The sequence below is a fragment of the Plantactinospora sp. CNZ320 genome, assembly GCF_002846275.1.
On sequence record NZ_PJMP01000001.1, the window covers coordinates 5,628,064 to 5,649,889 of the forward strand.

The 21,826-nt window shown below is 72.8% G+C and carries 21 protein-coding genes; 11 read left to right on the plus strand and 10 right to left on the minus strand.

Features of this window, described 5'->3' with window-relative positions:
- Window positions 1–10: 10 nt before the first annotated feature.
- The 4 genes from CLT71_RS25140 to CLT71_RS25155 all read left to right on the plus strand — a co-directional run bounded on the left by CLT71_RS25140 (window position 11) and on the right by CLT71_RS25155 (window position 3,594).
- On the plus strand, window positions 11–904 hold the full coding sequence (locus CLT71_RS25140) for a hypothetical protein (RefSeq protein WP_101369283.1): 894 nt from the start codon (window positions 11–13) through the stop codon (window positions 902–904).
- Window positions 905–994: 90 nt separating this feature from the next.
- A complete protein-coding gene (locus CLT71_RS25145; protein ID WP_101371757.1) occupies window positions 995–2,008 on the plus strand; it encodes an ATP-binding cassette domain-containing protein in 1,014 nt (337 codons plus the stop codon).
- The gene (locus CLT71_RS25150) at window positions 2,005–3,021 is read left to right on the plus strand and encodes an ABC transporter permease subunit (protein ID WP_101369284.1); all 1,017 of its coding nucleotides are present in this window, start codon (window positions 2,005–2,007) and stop codon (window positions 3,019–3,021) included. Before CLT71_RS25145 ends, CLT71_RS25150 begins: the two co-directional genes overlap by 4 nt.
- Before the next feature lie 183 nt (window positions 3,022–3,204).
- Entirely contained in the window at window positions 3,205–3,594 is a 390-nt protein-coding gene (locus CLT71_RS25155) for a DUF3263 domain-containing protein (RefSeq protein WP_101369285.1), read from the plus strand.
- 14 nt (window positions 3,595–3,608) lie between these two features.
- Here CLT71_RS25155 and CLT71_RS25160 read toward each other — a convergent pair whose 3' ends face one another.
- The gene (locus tag CLT71_RS25160; RefSeq protein ID WP_101369286.1) at window positions 3,609–3,821 is read right to left on the minus strand and encodes a hypothetical protein; all 213 of its coding nucleotides are present in this window, start codon (window positions 3,819–3,821) and stop codon (window positions 3,609–3,611) included.
- A gap of 189 nt (window positions 3,822–4,010) precedes the next feature.
- Between CLT71_RS25160 and CLT71_RS25165 the strand changes: the two genes are divergently transcribed.
- The 4 genes from CLT71_RS25165 to CLT71_RS25180 all read left to right on the plus strand — a co-directional run bounded on the left by CLT71_RS25165 (window position 4,011) and on the right by CLT71_RS25180 (window position 6,924).
- Window positions 4,011–4,859 (plus strand): hypothetical protein, encoded by an 849-nt coding sequence (locus CLT71_RS25165; RefSeq protein ID WP_486483438.1) that lies wholly within the window; start codon window positions 4,011–4,013, stop codon window positions 4,857–4,859.
- Between the two features lie 48 nt (window positions 4,860–4,907).
- A complete protein-coding gene (locus tag CLT71_RS25170) occupies window positions 4,908–5,180 on the plus strand; it encodes a DUF4291 family protein (protein WP_486483439.1) in 273 nt (90 codons plus the stop codon).
- A gap of 190 nt (window positions 5,181–5,370) precedes the next feature.
- Window positions 5,371–5,889, plus strand: a complete 519-nt coding sequence (locus CLT71_RS25175) for a GNAT family N-acetyltransferase (RefSeq protein ID WP_101369288.1) — start codon at window positions 5,371–5,373, stop codon at window positions 5,887–5,889.
- 414 nt (window positions 5,890–6,303) lie between these two features.
- Window positions 6,304–6,924, plus strand: a complete 621-nt coding sequence (locus CLT71_RS25180) for a TIR domain-containing protein (RefSeq protein ID WP_101369289.1) — start codon at window positions 6,304–6,306, stop codon at window positions 6,922–6,924.
- A gap of 180 nt (window positions 6,925–7,104) precedes the next feature.
- On the opposite strand, the gene CLT71_RS25185 is transcribed toward CLT71_RS25180, so the two are convergent.
- Window positions 7,105–7,689 carry a TetR/AcrR family transcriptional regulator gene (locus CLT71_RS25185; protein ID WP_101369290.1) on the minus strand — a complete coding sequence of 195 codons (585 nt, stop codon included), beginning with the start codon at window positions 7,687–7,689 and terminating at the stop codon, window positions 7,105–7,107.
- An 89-nt stretch (window positions 7,690–7,778) separates the two neighbouring features.
- Between CLT71_RS25185 and CLT71_RS25190 the strand changes: the two genes are divergently transcribed.
- Window positions 7,779–8,186 (plus strand): nuclear transport factor 2 family protein, encoded by a 408-nt coding sequence (locus CLT71_RS25190; RefSeq protein ID WP_101369291.1) that lies wholly within the window; start codon window positions 7,779–7,781, stop codon window positions 8,184–8,186.
- Between the two features lie 129 nt (window positions 8,187–8,315).
- Here CLT71_RS25190 and CLT71_RS25195 read toward each other — a convergent pair whose 3' ends face one another.
- Together CLT71_RS25195 and CLT71_RS25200 are read right to left on the minus strand one after the other, a co-directional pair.
- Window positions 8,316–10,610: an AAA family ATPase gene (locus CLT71_RS25195; RefSeq protein WP_101371759.1), complete on the minus strand. Its 2,295-nt coding sequence runs from the start codon at window positions 10,608–10,610 to the stop codon at window positions 8,316–8,318.
- A complete protein-coding gene (locus tag CLT71_RS25200) occupies window positions 10,607–11,614 on the minus strand; it encodes an AraC-like ligand-binding domain-containing protein (RefSeq protein ID WP_101369292.1) in 1,008 nt (335 codons plus the stop codon). The genes CLT71_RS25195 and CLT71_RS25200 overlap by 4 nt, the downstream gene beginning before the upstream one ends.
- 170 nt (window positions 11,615–11,784) lie before the next feature.
- On the opposite strand from CLT71_RS25200, the gene CLT71_RS25205 reads away from it, so the two are divergent.
- Window positions 11,785–13,365 (plus strand): class I adenylate-forming enzyme family protein, encoded by a 1,581-nt coding sequence (locus CLT71_RS25205; protein WP_101369293.1) that lies wholly within the window; start codon window positions 11,785–11,787, stop codon window positions 13,363–13,365.
- The gene (locus CLT71_RS25210; protein ID WP_101369294.1) at window positions 13,362–14,879 is read left to right on the plus strand and encodes an AMP-binding protein; all 1,518 of its coding nucleotides are present in this window, start codon (window positions 13,362–13,364) and stop codon (window positions 14,877–14,879) included. The genes CLT71_RS25205 and CLT71_RS25210 overlap by 4 nt, the downstream gene beginning before the upstream one ends.
- 71 nt (window positions 14,880–14,950) lie before the next feature.
- On the opposite strand, the gene CLT71_RS25215 is transcribed toward CLT71_RS25210, so the two are convergent.
- The 6 genes from CLT71_RS25215 to CLT71_RS25240 all read right to left on the minus strand — a co-directional run bounded on the left by CLT71_RS25215 (window position 14,951) and on the right by CLT71_RS25240 (window position 21,542).
- Window positions 14,951–15,358 carry a hypothetical protein gene (locus tag CLT71_RS25215; protein WP_101369295.1) on the minus strand — a complete coding sequence of 136 codons (408 nt, stop codon included), beginning with the start codon at window positions 15,356–15,358 and terminating at the stop codon, window positions 14,951–14,953.
- Between the two features lie 53 nt (window positions 15,359–15,411).
- Window positions 15,412–16,191, minus strand: a complete 780-nt coding sequence (locus CLT71_RS25220; RefSeq protein WP_199187714.1) for an ATP/GTP-binding protein — start codon at window positions 16,189–16,191, stop codon at window positions 15,412–15,414.
- The gene (locus CLT71_RS25225) at window positions 16,169–16,672 is read right to left on the minus strand and encodes a DUF742 domain-containing protein (RefSeq protein ID WP_101369296.1); all 504 of its coding nucleotides are present in this window, start codon (window positions 16,670–16,672) and stop codon (window positions 16,169–16,171) included. Before CLT71_RS25225 ends, CLT71_RS25220 begins: the two co-directional genes overlap by 23 nt.
- 76 nt (window positions 16,673–16,748) lie before the next feature.
- Window positions 16,749–17,219 carry a roadblock/LC7 domain-containing protein gene (locus CLT71_RS25230; protein WP_101369297.1) on the minus strand — a complete coding sequence of 157 codons (471 nt, stop codon included), beginning with the start codon at window positions 17,217–17,219 and terminating at the stop codon, window positions 16,749–16,751.
- Complete coding sequence (locus CLT71_RS25235) at window positions 17,216–20,218, minus strand: nitrate- and nitrite sensing domain-containing protein (RefSeq protein WP_101369298.1); 3,003 nt, start codon at window positions 20,216–20,218, stop codon at window positions 17,216–17,218. The genes CLT71_RS25230 and CLT71_RS25235 overlap by 4 nt, the downstream gene beginning before the upstream one ends.
- Window positions 20,208–21,542, minus strand: coding sequence for a hypothetical protein (locus CLT71_RS25240; protein WP_199187715.1), 1,335 nt, complete (start codon window positions 21,540–21,542; stop codon window positions 20,208–20,210). Before CLT71_RS25240 ends, CLT71_RS25235 begins: the two co-directional genes overlap by 11 nt.
- Window positions 21,543–21,826 lie beyond the last annotated feature (284 nt).

Below are 21,826 nucleotides of genomic sequence, written 5' to 3' on the forward strand. Positions count from 1 at the left end.
GCGTCAGGGTATGTCTCTCGATATCCGACCCGAGGTCAGGCCGGTCAGCCGCCGGTCCGGTCCCGCCCTCGTCACCGTGCTGCACTGGGTCTTCGTCGGGTTTGCCGCGCTGACCGTCGGGCTGTTGCTCGACGGTTCCAGCGCCACCGTGCTCCGGACCGCGGCACTTGTCGGCTATCCGGCGGCGATGCTGCTGTCGGTGGTCGCCGCGCTGCGCGGGCCGGAGCGCGGTCGCCAGATCACCATCGTGCTGCACCTGGTGATGGCGCTTATGCAGTTCGTCTTCAGTATCCCGGCCACGATCGCGCTGCTCGGCATCCCGCTCTCGCTGACGATCCTGGCGCTGAGCCGCCCGAGGTTTCCCCGGATGTCGCCCCGGGCCCGGAAGATCTGGCTGATCCTGCACGTCGGCTTCAGCGTCGGCTGGCTCGGGGTGGCGCTCACCATGACCGTACTGGCGATCATCGGCAGCGCCGCCGAGTCGCACGCGCTCCGGCACGGCGCCTACGAGGTGTTGCACGTCGTCGACCTGGCGGCGGCGATCCCGTCGATGTTCCTCGCCATCATCACCGGCCTGGTGCTCTCGCTCGGTACGAAGTGGGGACTGGTCCGGCACTGGTGGGTGCTTGTCAAGTTCGCCATCTCGGTGAGCATCCCGCTGCTCGCCGGGACCGTGGAGAGTGCGCTCGCCGACGAGCTGGCGCTGCGTACGGTCGATCCGGCAGCCGAGCCGGGTTCCACAGGCGTGGCCCTGACAGCCTGCCTGGCCGGGTTCACCGTCGCGCTCTGGGGCGCCACCATCCTGTCCGTGGCGAAGCCGTGGCCGCGGACCAGGTGGGGACGCTCGGCCGACGCCCGGGAGCGGGCGGCCCGCCGGGAGGGAGCACTTTCGTCAGCGAAGTAGCGTGTATAGCGCGGTAGCGTGCAAAGCGATGGTACGGTGTCGGTCGTTATCGGGCATGAGTGGATGCCCGACACGACCAGAGAGGCCGAGATGGCTGCCGTACTGGAGATCGAAGGTCTGCGTAAGACCTACCGGAGCAGACGCCGGGGCACCCGGCAGGCGCTGGACGGCTTCGACATGCGGGTCGAGGCCGGCCAGGTGCACGGGTTCCTCGGCCCCAACGGCTCGGGCAAGACCACCACGCTGCGTACGCTGCTCGGCCTGATCCGGCCCAACGGCGGCCGGATGGCGATCCTCGGCCAGGAGGTGCCGGCGGCGCTGCCCTCGGTCGCCGGCCAGGTCGGCGCGATCGTCGAGAGCCCGCAGTTCTTCCCGCACTTCTCCGCCCGGGACACCCTCTCGCTGCTGGCCGGAGCCGGCGGCGTGCCACAGACCCGGGTGATGGAGGTGCTGGAGCTGGTCGGGCTGCGGGAGCGGGCCAAGGACCGGGTCAAGACCTACTCGCTGGGCATGAAGCAGCGGCTCGCGGTCGCCTCCGCCCTGCTCAAGAACCCGAAGCTGCTGATTCTCGACGAGCCGGCCAACGGGCTCGACCCGGGCGGCATCCGGGAGATGCGCAGCCTGATGCGCGACCTCGCCGCCTCCGGCATGACAGTGGTGGTCTCCAGCCACATCCTCGGCGAGGTGCAGCTGATCTGCGACTCCGTCACCATCATCTCGCTGGGCCGCCGGGTCGCCGCCGGCCCGGTCGCCGAGGTGCTGGCCGAGCACTCCGGCGGCGGGCTGCGGGTCCGGCTGGAGGCGGTGACCGACCTGCCGCTCGCCGTCGACCTGCTGCGCCGGTCCGGTGCCCGGGTCACCCCGCACGACGACCACCTGCTGGTGTACGAGGTGGACAAGCCCGCCACCGTCACCCGTACCCTCGCCGCCGCCAACCTCTACGTCAGCGAGCTGGCCCCGATCACCGTCGACCTGGAGAGCGTCTTCCTGGAGCTGACCGCCACCGCGCCGGTGCCGGGCCAGCACCGCCAGGTGGACCAGTCCGTGGTGGTCGACGGCACCTCCGGGACCAACTCCAAGCCGAACGGGGGGTGGGGAGTGTGAACCTCTACACCACTGAACTGCGCCGGCTCGCCAAGCGGCGGTTCGTCCGCTACCTGACCCTGGCCGGACTGCTGGTGCTGGTCGCCGTCGCGGTCGGGATGTTCTTCACCAACCAGAAGATCGGCCCGGCCCAGGTCGCCGCGGCGGAACGCGCGGCGGACCGGGACTACCAGCAGAACGTCGCGATGACCGAGCAGCACCGGAAAGACTGCGAGCAGGCGAAGGTGGCCGGCTCCGCAGCCAAGGAGGGCTACCCGGAGGACTGCTCGGCGATCCAGCCGCCGCCCCGGGAGGCGTTCCAGGGCGACTGGCACCTGCCGGCCACCTTCGAGTTCCGCAAGGAGTTCGCCGCCACCGTCACCACGTTCACCGCCGTACTCGCCCTGGTGGCGTTCGTCGGGGGTGCCTCGTTCGTGGGTGCCGAGTGGAGTACCGGCGGAATGATGAACCTGCTGCTCTGGCGACCGCAGCGGATCCGGGTACTCCTCACCAAGCTGGCCGCGCTGCTCTCCGCACTGGTCGGCGTGACGGTGCTCGCCGGTGCACTCTGGACGGCGGCGTTCTGGGCGACCGGCAGCCTCCGGGGCAGCACCTCGGGCATGACCTCTGGGGCCTGGCAGTCGTTCGGGCTGACCGGGCTGCGCGGGCTCACCCTGATCCTGGTGGCCGGGGCGCTCGGCTTCGGCCTGGCCTCGCTCGGCCGGCACACCGCACTGGCCCTCGGCGGGGTGCTCGGGGTGATGGTGGTCGGGCAGTTCGGCCTCGGCATCGTCCTCGCGATGGCCCAGGTCAGGTTCATCGAGAGCTGGCTGCTGCCGACGTACCTGCTGGCCTGGATGGACAAGAAGGTCACCCTGCAGAACTGGGACGCCTGCCAGGCGTCGTTCAGCGGCGAGTGTGAACCGCTGACCAAGGACATCACCTGGCAGAACTCGTCGGTGCTGCTCGCCGTCGGGCTGGTGGTGGTGCTCGGCGGGGCGATCTGGTCGATGCGGCGGCGGGACATCACCTGACCGGGCCCGGCGGCGGGTGACGGGGGGCGGGGGCGGCGACCGGGGGGCGTCGCCCCCGACGGCCCGCCCGGACCGGGACGCCGGGGGTGACGGTTGTCGCCCGTGCCGACCGGTGCGGTCCCGGCTGGGCGTCGGTAGGCTGGTGAGCCCCAGGTCGTGCCGTGTCTACCCCGGAGGAGCGCCATGCGGAACGCCTCTGCTCCGGCCGACGACGCAGCCGACGATGCGCCGGACGACGCGGCCGGGCACGCCGAGGTCGCCCACGTCCCGCAGCCACGCTCCGCGCCCGGTGCCGAGTCGCCGGAGGTACCCGGAATTCCCGCCCCGGCGCCGCCGGCCGACCCGGCACTATCCGATCGGGAGCGCGAGATCCTGGCCTTCGAACGGCGCTGGTGGAAGCACGCCGGTGCCAAGGAGCAGGCGATCCGGGACGCGTTCGACCTCTCCGCGACCCGTTACTACCAGATCCTCAACGCGCTGCTGGACAATCCGGCGGCGCTGGAGGCCGAGCCGATGCTCGTCGCCCGGCTCCGGCGGCTGCGCGCGGCCCGCAGCCGCAACCGCCGCCGCTGAGCCGCCCCATCCGGTTACTTCTCGTACGTGCGCAGCCCGTTGCCGAGCGCGATGAAGGTCGGCGCCCACTCGCCGATGAAGATGCCCCAGCGGTCGGCCCGGTCGATCCCGGCGTTCTCCATCTGCTTCGACAGCATCCAGCTCAGGAACGACAACCCGATGCTCGCCGCGCCCGCCATGTACATGTGTTCGGCCCGCAGGCCCATCCGGTGCAGGTGTTCCAACATTGCGCGCTCCCCCTCCCGGTCAAACCCTTGCCACCGACGCTACCGTCGGTAATCGTCGCTGGTTGGCAGGTTCCCGGATGTGCCCCAGCCGGTCCCTCGACAGCAGGTAGACAGGAGGGGGAGAAGACCTTCCGAGCGCCGGGAGCCGCCGATGACACCGCCACGCCGGGACCACCCGGAGCCGTGCCGATGATGCTGGTCCGGTCGGCCACCGCACCCGTACCGGGGCGACCGGAGAACGAGGACCACGTCTTCCGGTACGGGGACCTGGTCGGGGTACTCGACGGGGCGACGGTGCCGGACGGCTTCGACACCGGCTGCGTACACGGACCGGGCTGGTACGTCCGGCGGCTCGCGGCGCGGCTCGGGCTCGCCACCGCCGACCGGCCCGCCGCCGCGCTGACCGGCAACCTCGCCGCCGCGATCCTGGCGGTACGCGCCGACCACGGCGGCATCTGCGACCTCGACCATCCCGGCACCCCGTCGGCGACGGTCTGCCTGTTGCGGTACGGCGGTGATCACGTCGACTACCTGGTGCTCTGCGACAGCCCGCTGGTGCTCGACCTCGGTGAACGGGTCCAGGTGATCTCCGATGAGCGGCTGCGGACGGCAATGGCCGACCTGCGGCAGAAGGCGGAACTGGCCCGGGTCGGCGGGGAGCCGGACCCGGCGACCCGGTTCCGCCGGGCAGTGGCGTTGCAGCGGGAGCAGATGAACCAGACCCACGGCTACTGGGTGGCCGCCGCCAACCCGGACGCGGCGTACCACGCGGTCGCCGGCAGCCTGCCGCTGCACGGGCCGGAGCGGGTACGCCGGGCCGCGCTGCTCACCGACGGTGCCTCGGTCGCGGTCGAGCAGTTCGGGCTCTTCGACTGGCGTGGCCTGCTCGACCTGCTCAGCGAGTCCGGGCCGGCCGAGCTGATCCGCCGGGTCCGGCTGGTCGAGGCCGGGGACGGCCAGCGCCGCAGCGGCTTCAAGCGGCACGACGACGCGACCGCCGTACTCTGCGAGTTCGTGGACCGCGAGTTCGAGGGCTGAGCGCCGGGGCGGGTGTGGCACCGGCTCGGGGCGAAACCGGGTGCCGGGGTGAAACCGGGTGGCGCCGAGCCTCGGGTACGGCGACGTTCCCTGGAGCTGGCACCGCTGCCGTACCGGTCCCTTCAGGTCGGGCTGAGCGGCCCGGCCGTCGCCCGGTACGTCGACGAGTGGATCGTCGGCCTGCGGGAAGTCACCGCGACCGCGCGGGCGATCCGGGCACACCTGCGGGCCGGCGAGCGGGACGTGGCCGCCGGGCTGCTTCCGACCGAGCGGCCGTACCCGCTGCCGGAGCCGGTGGCGGCGGTTGTCGGCGCCTCCTGACCGGAGATTGCCCGGCCCTCCGATTTCGTCCCTGATGTCTGAAATATCATGGATCGGCCGGCTGGCGTCGTGCACGGAACGACCAGCCAGTCGGTGAGGGGGTCGCCCGGTCGGGTCGGGGTGGCCCGAATGGAGCGGGTCTGGCTAAACCAGTGGACGCGGCGGCGACCCGGCGAGAAGCATCGGAATCGTGACCCGTGAGATACGGCTGACGCCGGTAGACGAGCAGAACCTCGAACCGCTGCTGTCGGTGGCGGTCGCCGAGACGGAGCCGGACGAGGTGATGCCGCCGGTCGAAGCGCCCGCCGGCTGGTCGCAGGTCCGGCGCGACGCGTTCCGGGAGTTTCACCGGGCGAGTTTCGGCGGCCTGGACGGTCCGACCGGCAACCTGATGTACGCGATCGTCCAGGACGGTGACGTGGTCGGGATGGCTCGGCTGGCCCGGCACGCCGAACCGGGCACCCTGGAGACCGGGATGTGGCTCGGCAAGTCCAGCCGGGGGCAGGGGATCGGGCTGATCGCGCTGCGGCTGCTGCTCGCCGAGGCGATCGAGGCCGGTGCCCGGCGGGTGGTGGCCGAGACCCGGGCGGACAACCTGGCGGCGTTGCACCTGCTGCGGCGGTGCGGCGCGGTGCTGGGGCAGGACGACGGCGCGGTACGGGCCGAGATCCGGCTCGGCGTCGGGGAGGACGCGGTAGGCGTCTGGTGACCCGAGGACGTCGACTGTCGACTCCACGACTGTCCGGCACGACCTGCGGTACCTCCGCCGAACGTTGCGGCGATGGCGTACCGAAGGTCGATCGTGGAGGCCATGCCGCTGTTGCTGGACGCCCTTCGCAGCGACACTCAGCCACCTTCGGGCCACTGGCTGTAATACGCCGGAGTTGGTGATCGCTGCCGACCGGTCTGCGGCCGGGCCGTCCCGGTCACATCGGCTTCCGCTCGTTTGCCGTTGTCCGCCCGCAAGGGTGAGCGCAGGATATTGCCACTCGCATGCCGCGCTGCCAGTCTGATTCGCGGCGGACGGCGTCGGTCCGCCAATTGTATGGCGACGCACAGTTCGCGTGGCATCCGTCGATAATAGACGCGACGTGCCCGACCGCTTCTGCCGGAAGGCGACCCGATGACCGGGATCTTCATCAACTATCGAACCGGTGACGAAACGTTCGCCGCATCTGTGATCGACGAGAGGCTGCGCAGGGAATTTGGGGACGACCGCGTTTTTCGGGATGCCCGTACCCTCGAATCAGGTCTCGAATTCCCGCCCGAGATCTCGTACCACCTCAAGCGCAGTGCGGTGTTGCTCGCACTTATCGGTCCCCGATGGCTCACCCTGACCGACGACTCCGGAAACCGCCGCATAGACCATCCGAAGGACTACGTACGCCGGGAGATCCGCCGGGCGTTCGAGCGGGACATCCGCGTCATCGGCGTACTGCTCGACGGGGGACGGATGCCGACCGAGGAGGAGTTGCCGCCCGACATCGCTCGATTGGCCCGTCGCCAGTTCCTGCCGGTGCGCACCCGCGACCTGCTGGTCGACCTCCAGCGGCTGGTCGACGAACTGGGCAGGATGGTGCCGCGCGCCGGTTCGGGGCCGGACGGCGAACCAGGCACCGCGACCACCGCACCGGGCCGGGATGCTCCGGCGGCGCCGGTCAACGGCCGGCACGGCGCCGCGCACATCACCGGGGACGGCCCGGTCCTCAACGGACCGATCGGCGGAGTGGACAGCAGGGGCTGAGCAGACCCGCGCGGCCCTCACAGACGGCCCCGGACGCCTCCGGCAAGGCGTCCGGGGCGCCAACCCAGGAAGGCCGGCCGCCGGGCCTCGCCGGGCCGCCGGGGCACCTTGTCCGGCCGGTCACCGGCTCTGGCCGGGGCACCGGGGTACCCGTCCGGCCGGGGTGCGCAGGGTGCCGGGTCAGTCCGCTGCGGCCGGGCGCAGGCCGGCGAAGACGACCGCCAGGGTGCGCTGCCGCAGCCCGGCGTCCCAGTTGCCGTGCAGGGCGCCCTGGGTCAGCGCCGCGAGCAGCGCCATCACCTCGGGGAGCTGCACCTGCCGGTCGACCGTGCCGGCGGCCCTGGCCTGGCGCAGCAGGCCGTGCACCGCCTCGCCGAGCACCTCGAGCACCTCGGGGAGTGGAATCTCGACACCGCCGCTGGCGAGCAGGTCGGCCACGGCCTTCTTGGTGGCGGCCTGCTCGACGGTACGGGCGAAGAAGGTGAACAGCCCGGTACCGGAGCTGTCGTCGGCGCCCAGCGTCGCGGCCTCGTCGACCAACCCGGCGAGTACGCCCTTCATGATCGCGGCGAGCAGGTCGTTCTTGGTCGGGAAGTGCCGGAAGACGGTACCGATGGCGACCCCGGCGCGGGCGGCGACCTCCTCGGTGGACGCCGCGACGCCGTACTCGGCGAACACCTCCTCGGCGGCCGCCAGGATCCGGGCGCGGTTGCGCTGGGCGTCGGCGCGCAGCGGCCGGCCGGGTTCGGCTGTCCGGGGCGTCATGCGGATCTTTCCTCCTTGCAAAGTGAGTCCAGGCTCACTATGTTTCTAAGTCGAGTCATCACTCACTTTATTTCGGAGGGGATGTCCCGATGAGCACGCCCAGCCAAGCCTTCGCCCGGATCCGCGCCAACTTCCTGGCCAACACGACCGGCTTCACCGAGGAACAACTGGCCGAGGACGTCGTGGTGGAGATGCCCTTCGCCGCACCTGGCCGGCCCAACCGGATCGAGGGGCGGCGGGAGTTCCTCGAATTCGCCGCCGCCGGTCGGGCCGGCTTGCCGCTGCGGATCGACGACTGTCGCAACGTGGTGATCCACGAGACCACCGACCCGGAGGTGATCGTCGTCGAGTACGAGCTTGCCGCGACCGTGACCACCACCGGTGTCTCCGCCGCCGCCCCGTTCATCGCGGTGCTCCGGGTCCGGGACGGTCGGGTGGCGCAGTGGCGGGAATACCAGAATCCGGCCGCGCTGGCCCTGGCCACCGGCCAAGCCTGAGCCACGGCCAGGTCCGAGCCACCAGCCGGGTCCGAGCCACCAGCCAGGTCCGAGCCACGGGCCGGGTCTGAGCCACCGGCCAGGTCTGACCCGCTGGCCGCGCTGGCCGGAACCGGACCGGCACCCGGCTCACCGCTGCGCGGCGTACGCGGCCAGCCAGGCGACCTGGCCCGGATCCAGTGACGGCCGGACCCGCGCCCGGGCCGCCGCCACATGCCCGGCGTGCACCGTGCTCGCTTCCAACGACTCCCGCATCGCCGCCAACGCCGCCTCCCGGACCAGCGCCGCACAGTCCGCCGCGGAGAAGCCGTCCAACTCCTCGGCCAGCTCCGCCAGCTCCACCTCCTCGGCCAGCGGCACCGACCGGGCCGCCGCCTTCAGGATCTCGGCCCGGGCGGCGGCGTCCGGCGGCGGCACGTAGACCAGCCGCTCCAACCGGCCCGGTCGCAGCAGCGCCGGATCCACCAGATCTGGCCGGTTCGTCGCGCCGATCACCACCACGTTGCGCAGCGCCTCCACCCCGTCCAGCTCGGTCAGCAGCGCCGCCACCACCCGGTCGGTGGTGCCGCCGTCGGTGGCCTGGCCACGGGTCGGGGCCAGCGCGTCGACCTCGTCGAGGAAGACCAGCGTCGGGGCCGCGTCCCGGGCCCGGCGGAACAGCTCCCGGACTGCCCGCTCGCTCTCGCCCACCCACTTCGAGAGCAGCTCCGCGCCCTTCACCGACAGCACGTTCGCCCGACCGGTACCCGCCAGCGCGGTGACCAGGAACGTCTTGCCGCAGCCCGGCGGGCCGTAGAGGAGCACCCCGCGTGGCGGCTGCACGCCGAGCCGGGCGAAGGTGTCCGGATAGTTCAGCGGCCAGAGCACCGACTCGGTCAACACCTCCTTGACCTCGGCCATGTCCCCGACGTCGTCCAGGGTCACGTCGGCCAATTCCAGCACCGACGACTCGGCCATCGAGGTCGGCCGGACCACCTCCAGCGCCGCCGAGAAGTCCGCCATCGCCACCGTCGGGGCGGTCGCCTCCTTCTGCCGCAGCGCGGCGCGTACCCCGGCCTCCCGGGTCAACGCGGCCAGGTCGGCGGCGACGAATCCGGGCGTACGGGCGGCTACCTCGTCCAGCCGGACGTCCTCGGCCAGCGGCATCCCCCGGGTCAGCACCGTCAACTGTTCCCGGCGCAGCGCGGCGTCCGGCAGCGGGATCGCGATCTCCAGCGAGAGCAGGTCCGGCGCGCGCAGGGCCGGGTCCACCGACTCGGGCCGGCTGGTCGTGCAGACCACGGCGGCACCGGCGCGTACCGTCTCGGCGAGCAACTGCCGGAAGACCGTACCCACCGGACCGGGCGTGTCGCGGGGTGCCAGCGCCTCGACGTCGGCGACCAGCAGCACCGCGGGCGGCGCGTCCCGGACCGAGGCGGCGGCCTCGCGCAGCCGCCGGGCGGCGGCGTCGTTTGTCAGCGCGGCGACCTCCGGCGCCCAGATCGCGGCGAACCGGGCCCCCACCGACCGGGAGACCGCCCGGACCAGCGCCGACTTGCCGGACCCGGCCGGGCCGGTCAGGAGTACGCCGAGCGAGACCGTCGTACCCAGCCGGCCCAGCACCTCACGGTGATGGAAGCCGAGGTCCAGCAGCTCGGTCAACTCCTCGGCCTGGGTACGCAACCCGGGCAGCTCGTCCAGGCCGGGCGCCGCCTCCGGCAGTGGCCCGGTCGCCGCCTGCGGGGTCGGCCGGCCGGTGACCACCCTCGGCTCGGCCGTGGTCGTGCCGTGCGTGGCGTGGCCGTCCTGCCAGCCGACCACACTGTCCATGGTCACCAGCACCGAATCGGTCACCGGTGCCGGATCGGTCACCACCCTCGGATCGGCCCCGCCAGCGGTGTCGAACGGCCCGGTCGAGCCGTTCGCCGACTCCGCCGACGTCACCGTCAACAGGGTGCTGGTCCAGGCGTAGCCGACGGTGTTCGCCAGGCTGCGCCGGGCCGCCTCGACCAGGGTCCGCACCGCCGCGTCGGGGAGTACGTCCTGGGGGAGCAGGGAGACGTCGTCACCCTTGGTCACCATCTTGCCGAGCAGCGCGAGGCGGAGCATCTCCGGCGAGACCACGGCGACGATCTCCGGCGGGCCGGTCAGCACCACCCGGCGGGCCGCCACCACCGGGATCGGTGCGACGGTGACCTGGCTGCCGTCGCGTACCCCGAGGTTGCCGAGGATCAGGTCGTCGGCGTAGAGCAGGGCGCGGCTCGCCGACGGCTCCGCCCGGGCCACGATCCCGGCGGTGCTGCGGCGCCCGGTGAGGCGTACCGGAGCACCGGGGTGCAGACCCAGCGCGGTGAGTACCTCCGGGTGCAGCCGGACGATGCCCCGGCGGGCGTCCAGCGCGGCCGGACGCAGGCTGGCGGTGAGCGTGAGATCCCGACCCGTCACCGGCCGAGAGTACCGGCCGGTGGTCCTGACCGGTGCCGGTGCGTCGGCCAGGTCGCAGAGCACGCCTGGCGGTGTTCGCTGGGGCTGTGCCCGTACCGGGCCCGGAAGGCCCGGCTGAAGTGCGCGGGATCGCGGAATCCCCAGCCGCGGGCGATGTCGTTTATCGACCTGCCCGCGAGCGAGGGGTCCGCGAGATCCCGGTGGCACCTGTCGAGTCGCCGGGACCAGACGGTGCGCACCACCGACAGCGGCTCCGACTCGAACAGCTTGTGCAGGTAGCGCTCGGATACGTGCAACCCGGCCGCGATCGTCGCCGGCCCCAGTCCGACGTCGCCGAGATGCTGGTCGATGAAGGCGTACGCCCGCCGCCGGTGGGCGGCCCGTACCGAGTCGGCGGCCACCGGCAGTCCGGCGTGGCTGGCCAACGCGACGGCCATCAGGTCCAGGGCGTGCCCGGCCAGGGACTCGTGCAGCGCGGGGTCCACCGAGCCGGCCCGCTGGGCGAGGCTGGCCAGGAAGGCCGAGACCAGGCCGCCGAGCGGCTCGGCACGCCGGATCGGTACCGCGGTGAGCGACTCCAACCCGCTCACCCGGGAGCGCAGCAGGGTCCCGGGCGCCTGCACCACCAGGTGGTGGAACGCCGCGTGGCCGGTGAAGTCGACCGTGTAGGGGCGGCTGGCGTCGAACAGGGCGAGGTCGCCGGGGCGCAGGTGGACCTGCCGGCCGTCCTGCGCACCGATCGCCTCGCCGGCCAGGTGGACCGCGAGCAGCAGCTCGTCCTCGTCCGCCGTGGCGATGTGCGGCTGCCGCCGGTGCACCGTCATCGAGTTGGCGTCGATCCGGGAGAACCGGACGGCACCGATCGGGACGCTGGTGACCTGGCCGGCGAACGGCCCGCCCCCGGTGTCGACGTCGAGCCGGACGAAGGTGCGACAGATGACCTCGCGCCAGTACGCGACACGGTCGCGCGGCGCTACGTGGTTGGTCGACAGGACGGTGGTCATCACCCACCTCGCACGAGAGCTGCCGGAACTCGATCTCGGCCGGGTTGATTCGCAGCGTACGACTGTTGACCCCGCCCGTACAGCCGTCGTCGGGGCGGTGTTCCGGCACGATCCCGGCCCCTACCGTCTGCGACGAGCCGGGGTCCCGGCCGCTGATCGAGGAGGTAGTCATGGACGTGGTGGCAGGCGGGCTGAGCACGTACTCGGCTGGCCGATTCGGGGAGCGGACCGCGTTGACCACGGGGGCCGGCTCCCAGTCGTTCACCGAGCTGGTCGCCACCGGCAACCGGTTCGGCGACGGGCTCCGTACGCTCGGGTTGCGGCCCGGCGACCGGGTGGCCGTACTGTCGCACAACCGTGCCGAGGTGGTGCAGGCCTGGCTGGGCCTGGAGGCGCACGGGTTCGTCCGGGTGGTGCTGCACAGCCACTTCGAGATGGCCCGGCACGCGGAACTGCTCGACCACACCGAGGCGGCGGCGGTGGTGTTCGACACCCGGTTCACCGCCCAGGTCGAGGAGTACCGGTCCCGGTTGGCCACGGTGCGCCAGTTCGTCGCCATCGGCGCCGGCGCACCAGGCTGGGCGGTGCCGTTCGACGCGGTCCTGGCCTCGGGTTCGGCGCACGCCCCGGACATCGACGTCGCGGAGGAGAGCCCGGTCTGCGTCCAGCCCACCACCGGGACCACCGGCGCACCCAAGCCGTGGACGTTCAGCCACCGGTCGTGGCGCGGCTGGGTCCAGCAGAACCTCCACCACCTGGACACCTTCGCGCCCGGCCTGCCGGCGGTTGGCCCGAACGACGTGAACCTGCACGTGCACGCGTTGCAGTGGGCCAGCGGCGCGCAGACCCTCTACCCGTACCTGCTGCGCGGGGCGCGCACCGTCCTGCTGGACGACGAGACCTTCGATCCCGACCTCGTGGTGGAGACGATCGTCGCCGAGGGGGTGACCGGGGTGCTGTTGCCGGCGCCGATGCTGACCCCGGTGCTGGACGTGATCGAGGCGCGGGGTGGTATCTCGCACCGGCTGCGGCGGCTGATCATCTTCTTCGCCACCCCGGAACTGCTGCGCCGTACCACCGAGCTGCTGGGACCCATCTGGTGCCACGGGTTCGGGTCCACCGAACAGGGTGCGGTCACCACCCGGCTGCTGGCGCACGAGGCGGTGCACGGGCACCCCGGGCTGCTCAGCAGCGTGGGCCGGCCGGCGAGCCCGTTCCTGGAGGTGGCGATCCGCAACGAACGCGGCGAGCGGGTCGCTCCCGGTGAGGTGGGCGAGATCACGGTCCGCAGCCCGATGTCCGCCAGCGGGTACTGGGCGCTTCCCGGCCGTACCGCCGAGGCGTTCTTCCCGGGTGGCTGGTTCCGCCCGCTCGACCTCGGATACCTCGACGACGACGGGTTCCTGTACTACGTCGACCGGGCCAAGGACACGATCGTCACGGCCGACGGCGTGGTCTATCCGCACCTGGTCGAGGAGGCGGTGCTGCGCCATCCGGCCGTCGCCACCTGCGGTGTGGTGGGGATCGACGGGGTGCACGGCCGGCAGGTGGTGGCCGCCGTGCAGCTCAAGGCGGACCGGGTGGACACCCCCGAACTCGTGGCGGAGATCGCGGCGGCGGCCCGGCCCGGTCTCCGGCCACACGAGCAGCCCCACCGCGTCGTGGTGCTGGCCGAGCTGCCCACGGTCCTCGGCGGGGCCAAGGTGCGCCGGGACGTACTCCGGGAGCAGCTCGAGGCGGTCGGAGCGTGACCGGGGCGGCTGGTCCGGCCGGCCCGGCACCGGTCCGGTCCGGCGGCGCGGGGGCGCGGATCGTCGCCGGGGGTGCCCAGCGGAGCGCCCTGCTGGCCGCCGGGGACCGGCCGGTGCTGCTCGACGCGCACGGCCGGCGCCGCAGCGGTGTGGAGCTGGTCGACCGGGTGGACCGGCTGGCCGGTGCGCTGGAGGTCCGCGGCCTGGCCGGCCGCCGGATCGGTCTCTGGTACCGCAACAGCCTGGCCGCCGTCGAGGCGTTCCTGGCCGTGGAGTGGCTCGGTGGTACCCGCGTTCCGGTCGACCCGGGCGCGGCGGCGACCGAGGCCCAGGCCGTCTTCGAGGCCGCCGGAGTGGACCTGGTGCTGGCCGACGCGGAACACGCGGATCTGCTGCCGGACGGGGTGACGCACGACGACGCAGAGCCGCTCACCGGCCCGGCGCGCTGGCCGGCCCGCCGGGTCGACCCCCGGCGGACCCTCCTGCTCTATCCCCGGATGGTGCACGGCGGCGAGCTGCTGGCGGTGCCGGTCTCGTACGGCAACTGGGCCGAGACGATGCGGGTCAACGTGGCCCTCTACCGCACCGGGCGGTACGGGCCGCCGGTCGGCCCGGACGACTGCTACCTCACCGTGCAGCAGCTCATGCACGGCACGGGCATGCTCGGCACCTTCCCGTTCCTGCTCCTCGGGTTGCCGCAGGTGGTGCTCGCCCGGTTCGACCCGGCGGCGGTGCTCGACGCGGTGGACCGGTTCGGCGTGACCAGCACGATGCTGGTCTCCGGCATGCTGCCCCCGCTGGCGGAAGCCGCACACGACAGGTCGCTGACCGCCGAGCGCGGCCGGGCGGTGACCGCCGCACACGGCCGGCGTACGAGGCTGCGGCGGATCGTCTACGGTGGCGCCCCGCTGCCACTGCCGCAGCTGCGTACGGCGTTACGTGCCTTCGGCCCGGTGCTGGTGCAGGTGTACGGCCGGATGGAGGGCGGCTGGCCGATCAGCGTACTGGACACCGGAGCGCACGCCCGCATCCTGGCCGGTGACGACGCCCTGGCCACCAGTTGTGGTCGACCGGTCGACGAGGTGGCGACCCGGATCCGGGCCGATACCGGTGAACTCTGCGTCCGGACCCCGATGGCTGTCGACGAGTACACCGACCAGGACGGCTGGTGCTCACTTGGTGACGTGGTACGCCGCGACGAACTGGGCCACCTGCACCACCTGGGCCGGTTGGACGGCATGATCAACAATGGCTACCACGTGTATCCGGCGGAGGTGGAACAGGCGCTGCGCGAGCTGCCGGAGGTGGCCGACGCCAGGGTAATCGGCGAGCCCGATCCGCGCCGCGGGCAGCGGGTCACCGCGTACATCGTGCCACGCGTACCGGAGCCCGACGCCGGTCTTCCCGATCGGGTACGGGCCCGGCTGCGCGAACGACTGGCCGGTTACAAGGTGCCCGAGCGCGTCGAGGTCGTCGCCGTACTGCCGGCGTCGAGCACCACCGGGAGCCGTTGACCGGCGGCCGACCGCCCGACCCGGACGGCAGCCGTTGCCGGGTGCGCCCGGCCGTCGCCCGGCTCCGCGACTCAGTCGTCGGGGCCGAGCAGGGACGGGTCCCGCCGGATCAGGTCGGCGAGCCGGGCGGCGGCGTCCGGGGCCGGTGGATCCTCCGGCGCGGCCCAGCTCGGCACCGTCCGGACAGACATCGGCCAGGAGTGCGGTGGCTGCCCGGCGACCGGCAGCGCCGGCTCGGCGGCGGGCCGCACGGTGACCTGACCATCCGACCAGGCCACGTGCATGGCCGAGATCTTCGGCCCGTCGGCGACCCACATCGTGACCGCCACGTTCGGGTGCTGTGCGACCACCCGCTGGACCGCCTCGGTCACCTCGTCCACAGGTGATCCGGCGCGGGCAGCCGCCTCCTGGGCCCGTCGTCGTTGCAGCGCCTCCCGGCGCTCCATCCGTGCCAGTGCGTCGTCCAGTTCGCCCCTCATCGTGTCACCCTTCCCGGCCAACCGCCGACCCGTCGCGGCCGGACCGTCGCGGGCTAAGTCTCCCGCTCCCGGATCGCTCGATCCAGGGCCCGATCCAGCACGATCAGTAAGGCGTCGCGTACCGAAAGTCGATCTCGTGCGTCGAACTGGACCAGTGGGACGTGTTCCCCGATCGCCAGCGCCCAGCGGATCGCCGTCAGGTCGTGTGCGATCTGACCGTCGAACGCGTTGACCGCGACGACGAAGGGTAGACGGGCCCGCTCGAAGTAGTCGATGGCGGGATAACAGTCGTCGAGCCGCGAGGAGTCCACCACCACCAGCGCCCCGAGCGCGCCCCGGGCCAGGTCGTCCCACATGAACCCGAACCGGGACTGTCCCGGGGTGCCGAAGAGGTAGAGCTTGAGGCTGCGGTCGATGGTGACGCAGCCGAAGTCCATCGCCACCGTCGTGGTGGTCTTCTCGGAGCGGATTCCTGGGTCGTCGACCCCGATCCCGGCGGTGGTCATCTCCGCCTCGGTGGTCAACGGCGCGATCTCCGAGATGGCGCCGACGGTGGTGGTCTTGCCGACCCCGAAACCGCCGGCGATCAAGATCTTGACCGGGATCGGTGGCGCACTGCCGCGCCGCTGGTCGGACCGGTGCGCCCCGGCCGGGTCGGCGCCGGCCTCCCGGGCGTGCCGGGGTGGCACGTGGCGGGCCGGTGGGGCGTACCCGGCGGGCAACCCGCGACCGGTGCCGACACCGGCCGCGCTGCCGTACCGGCCAGGTGCGCTGTTCGCCAGGGGGCCGGCCGGCGGCGAGGCGGACCAGTCAGGAGATCGCACGAAGTCCATCGATCACTCGCATAATGAGGTCGGGGTCGTGGGCATCCTCGACGGGACAGACGTGTACGTCGAGGTGGCCGGCGGCCCGCAGGTCACCGACCAGGATCTTGGTGACGCCGAGATGCATCCGGAGCCGGGCGGAGATCTCCGCCACGGACATCGGCTCGACGCACAGCGCGACGATGTCCTGGAGTTCCGAGGAGAGCCGGTTGACCGGCGGGCTGGTCCAGGAGGTGTCGTCGATCCTGGCGGTCACCTGCGTCTCCAGCCCGATCGCCGGGTCGGCCCCGGAGACCCGCCCGGAGGTCAACACGAAGGGGCGCAGGCCGGTCGGCACCGGCTGCACGACCGGCAGTTCCCCGGTGTCCGCCTCCGGCTCGGCCTCCTCCTCGGCAAGCGCGGCCTGGAGATAGGGGCGGATCCGGACCGTCGGCAGTACCTCCGGTTCCGGCTCCGCGTCCGGCGCCGGCACCTCGCTCCGCTCGGTCATGAGGATCCCTCACTCCGCCCGGGGGCGCTCCGGGGTGTACGGCGTGGCGGGCCGCCGCCCACCGCAGCACCCGTGGTCACGATTGAACGGAGTTCTTCAGTTCGACGATCAGGCGAGGGGTGAGCGCGCCTCCGGCCCGACCGGCGAACAGGGTCATCTCGTAGGCGACGGTGCCGAGGTTGGCCGACCGGTCGGCGACCACCCCGAGGACCGAGCCGCTGCTGATCGCGCTGACCAGCAGGTAGCCGTCGGTCATGTCCACCACCACCCGGTTGAGCGCACCCAGCGTGTACCAGTTCGCGGCGCCACTGGCCAGGCTGGTCATCCCGGAGACCACCGCGGCCAGGCGCTCCGCGTTCGACCGGTCCTTGATCGACGACATGGCCATGAGCAGGCCGTCGGAGGAGACCGCGATCGCCTCCTGCACCCCGGCGGTGCCGGACGTGAACGAGTCCAGCAGCCAGTTGAAGGTACGGGCCTCCTGGCTCAGCTCGCCGGTGCCCGCTGCCTGCTGATCCTGCTCGGTACGGATGAAGGGAGTGCTCATCGTGGGGTTCCCTCTTCGTGGCGGTCTTCTGTTCGGACTTCGCTCAGCGCGCGGGCGACACCGGACTCGAACTGCATCATCAGCTCGCGTACCTTGTCCGGGTCGTCCGCCCCGGCGGTGCCGATTGCCGGCGCCTGGCCGAGCGGGGTGGTCGGCAACGGGACGCTCAGGTTGGCTCCGGGGACCCGCCGGTTGAGTCGGGGCGGAGGGCTCGTCGCGGCGGGGGTCGCCGCTGGGGTGCCGTTGGGTCGGGATGTCGACCCGGCGGGCCTGAGATTACCGCCCTCGGGGCGTAGCGGGCCGGTCCACTGCGGCGGTGCGCCGCTCGGAGGCGGGCCGGCGGGCACCGGACCGGGCGGCGGTGGCGCAGTCGGAACCGCCTGATCCGGCTGGGCGGGTCCGGTGCCGACCTGAGTCGAACCGGTGTCGGGGCTGGTCGGCCGGGACTGCTGCTCGCGCTGCGCCCGGCGTACCCCGGCTTCGAACTCCTCGATCAGCGCCCGGACCACGGACGGGTCGGCCGGGGTCGGATCGGGGCGGGTCCGGCTGGTGGTGTCGGGCAGTTGGGCGCCCGGGACCCGCTGGCGCAGCCCGGTGCCGGGGCCGGACGAGGCGGGTCCCGGGCCGTTGTCGGCGGAAGGCGTCGCCGGCGCACCGGAGGTGGCCGGGCCGCTTCCGGCATCCGCGTCGCCAGGGGTGGCGCCGCCGGGTCGTCCCGCCGGATCCCCCGCACCGGGCCGGGCAGTGCCGGCCTCGGCGGTGGCCACCGGGCGGGTCAGGAAGGCGTTCCAGGGTTGGCCGGAGGAGAGCGACCGGGTGGCCCGGCGGATCAGCTCCTCGTCGAAGACCGGGCCGGCCGGTACCGTCGCCGGCATCAGCTCGGGCAGCCGCGACACCGGTACCGGCCCGGCCGTGGCGGGCACCGGCTCCGGGGTCACCGGGGCAGGGGTCACCGGGGCCGGCTCGGCGGGCCTGGCGGGCGCCGGCTCGACGAACTCGGGCGGGGCCGCGAACTCGGGCGGGGCCGGCTCGGCGGTGGGCACGCTGGCCCGGCCGTGCGGGACGCCGCCCTCCGGAACCCGGACCGGACGGACCGGCAGCGGCGCCGACGCGCTCGCCCGGGGGGTCGGCAGTTCGGCTTCCGGACGCCGGTTGACCAGCAGCCGGTCGTCGATCTCCACCCCGACCGTGACGCCGCCGCCGGGGGTGGTGGCCGAGAGGATGACCCGCCAGCCGTGCCGGCGGGCCAGCCGGCCCACCACGAACAACCCGAGCACCTCGGTCGGCACCAGGTCCAGCCGCTCGCGCCGGGTCAGTCGGGCGTTCTCCTCGGCCAGTCGCTCCGGGGTCATCCCGATGCCGTGGTCGACCAGGTTGAGGCGTACCCCGCCCGGGATGACCTCGGCGAGCACGGTGACCCGGGTGTGTGGCGGGGAGAAGGCGGTGGCGTTCTCCATCAGCTCGGCCAGGGTCAGCACCAGGTCGCCGATGACCCCGGGCGCCACCGCGACGTCGAGCCGGACCTGCACGTCGACCCGGGTGAAGTCCTCGATCTCACCGAGCGCCAGCCGGACCACGTCACCGAGCGGCAGCGGGGCGACGTGCCCGTCGCCGCCGGCTCCACCGGAGAGCACCACCAGGCTGCTCGCGTTGCGGCGCAGCCGGCTGGAGACGTGGTCGAGCCGGTAGAGGTGCTGGAGCCGGCCCGGGTCCGTCTCCTGGTGCTCCAGCCGGTCGATCAGGGCGATCTGCCGGCCGACCAGGTTCTGGGTACGTCGTCCGACGTGCCCGAACATCTGGGCCACGTTCCGCCGGCTGGCGGCCTGCCGCTCCACCAGCCGGGCGGCCGTACCCTGCACCCGCTCGAAGGCGCGGGCCAGGTCGCCGATCTCGTCCCGGCCGTCCACGTCCACCGGGTCGAGCCGGATCGGCTGGTACGCCTCGGACTCGTCGTCGACGATCCGGGTCAGTTCCTCCTCGGCGGCCCGGGCCATCCGGTCGGCGGAGACGGTCAGCCGGGTCAGCGGCCGGGCGACGGTACGGGCCACCGCCAGGCTGAGCAGCATCATCAACGCGATGGTCAGCAGCACCAGCAGGCCGACCGTGTACGCACCGGCGATGGCCCGCTGGCGCTGGTCGGTGACCTCGGCGACCACGTCGGTGACGATCTTCTTCTCGATGAACTGGCCGAGTGTGATCAGGGAGATGGCCGCCGGGAACAGGTCCGCCAGGTCCAGTTCGGCGATCGCCGCGGTCGGGTCGGCGGCACCGGCGCTGAGGAACTCGGGACTGGTCCGGGCCGCCGTCGCCCGTTCGATGAGGCTGTAGAGGTCGTTCTGCGCGGGGGTGGCGAAGCTGCGGAACCGGGCCAGGTTGGCTTCGAGTCGGGCCATGGTGCCGACGTACGCGATGCCGGAGGCGGGGTTCTTCGTGCCGGCGACCAACACGATCAGGCTGGCGGCGGCGCTGATCCCCTCGTCGGTGCGGAGCACCGCGTCCAGCGCGATCATCTGCCGACCCTCGGGCGTGCTGGCGTCGGTGGACCAGGTCAGCCGCAGCGACTCGATCAGCGCGGTGTCCACCTGCCCGAACGCGGTGATCACCTGGTCCGGCCGGGCCCGCCGGTTCAGTACGCCGGTGCGCAGGTCGGCCAGCCGGCCGATGCCGCCGATCGCGCTGTCGATCTCCTCGGTCAGTTGGTCGCCGAGTTCGGCCCGCAGGTCGGCGATCCGGTCGCCCACCTGGGCGCTCTGCTGGACCAGTTGGGAGCGGTCGACCACGTTGAGCAGGTAGCCGACGGAGAGCAGCCGCTCCCGCTGGAGATCCTGCACCAGGGTGCCGACCTGGCCGGCCCGGCGCACCGTCTCGGCGGTGTCCGCCGCCTCCCGGGCCGAGGAGATCCGGTCGACCAGCACCGGAACGGCGAGACCGATCGTGCTGAGCAACGGAAGGATGGCGAGCAGGGCCAGCCGGCCCCGGATCCGGAGCCTACCGAGCATCGGGACGTCCCCAGGGGGCCGGGCTGTCCGGGGTGGCCGACTGGGTGGACTGGCCGGCGGGTACCGGATCCTGCCAGTCCGCCAGCGGCGAGCGCCGGGCCGGGTCGCCGGCCGGCTCTGGCCGGCGGGGCCGGCGTTCGGGCAGCGGTGGCACGCCGCCGGCCGCCGGCCCGGCCAGCGCCGCGCCGGCCGGCAGCGGCGACTCGACCGGTGGCGGTCCGGCCGATGGCGGCCCGGTCGGCGGAGGGCCGGATTCGGTGCCGGCGGCGGGGTGGAACCCGCTCGGGTCGGCCTCGGCCGGGGCACGGTTGGCCCGGGCGGCGGAGCGGGCGGCCAGGAGCGGCAGGGCGGCGAGGGCGAGCACCAGCAGTACGGCCAGGGTCAGCGCGCCGACGACGAGCAGCCGCTCGCCGGAGAGCCGGTCGGCCCGTTCCCGGAGCAGGATGTCGAGTTCGGTGAGGATGATCGTGGCCAGTCCGGAGCCGGCGAGCTGCGCGGAGGCTCGGGCGGCACCCACCTGGATCGGGTTGGGTGCGGTCGAGTCGCGGGTGAGCGTCGCCAGGTCCTCCACCGCACGCTGGTAGCCGTCGAGCCGGCTGAGCAGGTTGCCGCCGAGGGTACGGCTGGCGGTGTTCTCCACCGCCGAACGAAGGTTGTCGACCAGGTCGGCCGTGGGGCCGAGTACGTCGGCCCGGGCCAGGGCCAGTTCGCTGGCGGTACGCAGCCGGTCGGCGCGCGGGCGCCCGCTGGCCAGTACCGAGCGGTCGGCGAGGCGTCCGGCCGCGACCAGGGCCTCCGGCAGTTCCTCGGCCACCGCGTCCTGGAGGTGGTAGGAGTCCGAGTCCGGATCCCGGATCAGCCCGGAACTCTCCCGCACCTTGGCGTAGAGCGCGAGCAGCAGATCGGTGGTCTCGGTGTAGACGGTCCAGGCGTCCTGCGGGTTGGCCGGCGGACGGTCGGGCAGCGCCTCGATCTTGGCACGCAGCCCGGCCCAGCGCTCGCTGGTACGCAGTTCCGCGCCGTGCCGGACGTCGATCGCGCTTGTCTCCTCGACCGCGGTACGCAGTGCCGCGGCGGCCGCCGCCCGGCCCGCCACCGCACCGGACTGGGCGTCGACCAGGGCCAGCGTCACCTGTCCCAGGGCACGCAGGTACTCCACCCCGTGCCGCTCCCGTTCGGTGCCGGCGAGCCGGTCGTCGTTGCTGCGCCAGGCCGAGCTGAACAGCGCGCCGACCGGGATCAGCAGCGTGACCGCGAGCAGCACTCGCAGTGCCGTACCGGTCCGGTTCGGCGCACGCCGGGACCGTTGCGCGGGAACTGTCATCGTCCATCTCCATCGGCGCGAGGGGGTCGATCTGTGTGGCGGGCGTGGGGAGGCCGCCCGGTCCCGTCCACCGGACCGGAAAACTAATGGACGCTGGACCCGCTCGATCGGGGCCGAGCAGTCAGTTATGCGTCACTTGGGTACAGGTAACACCGGGTGAGCAAAAATGTGACTCCTTGTACATTGTTGCCTAGGTGCATGTATCGATAAGGGCGTCCTGCGCCAAAGATCGGAATTCACAGAATCCGAAGTCGCCCCGCCGGATACCCGCTGGTGCGACGCGG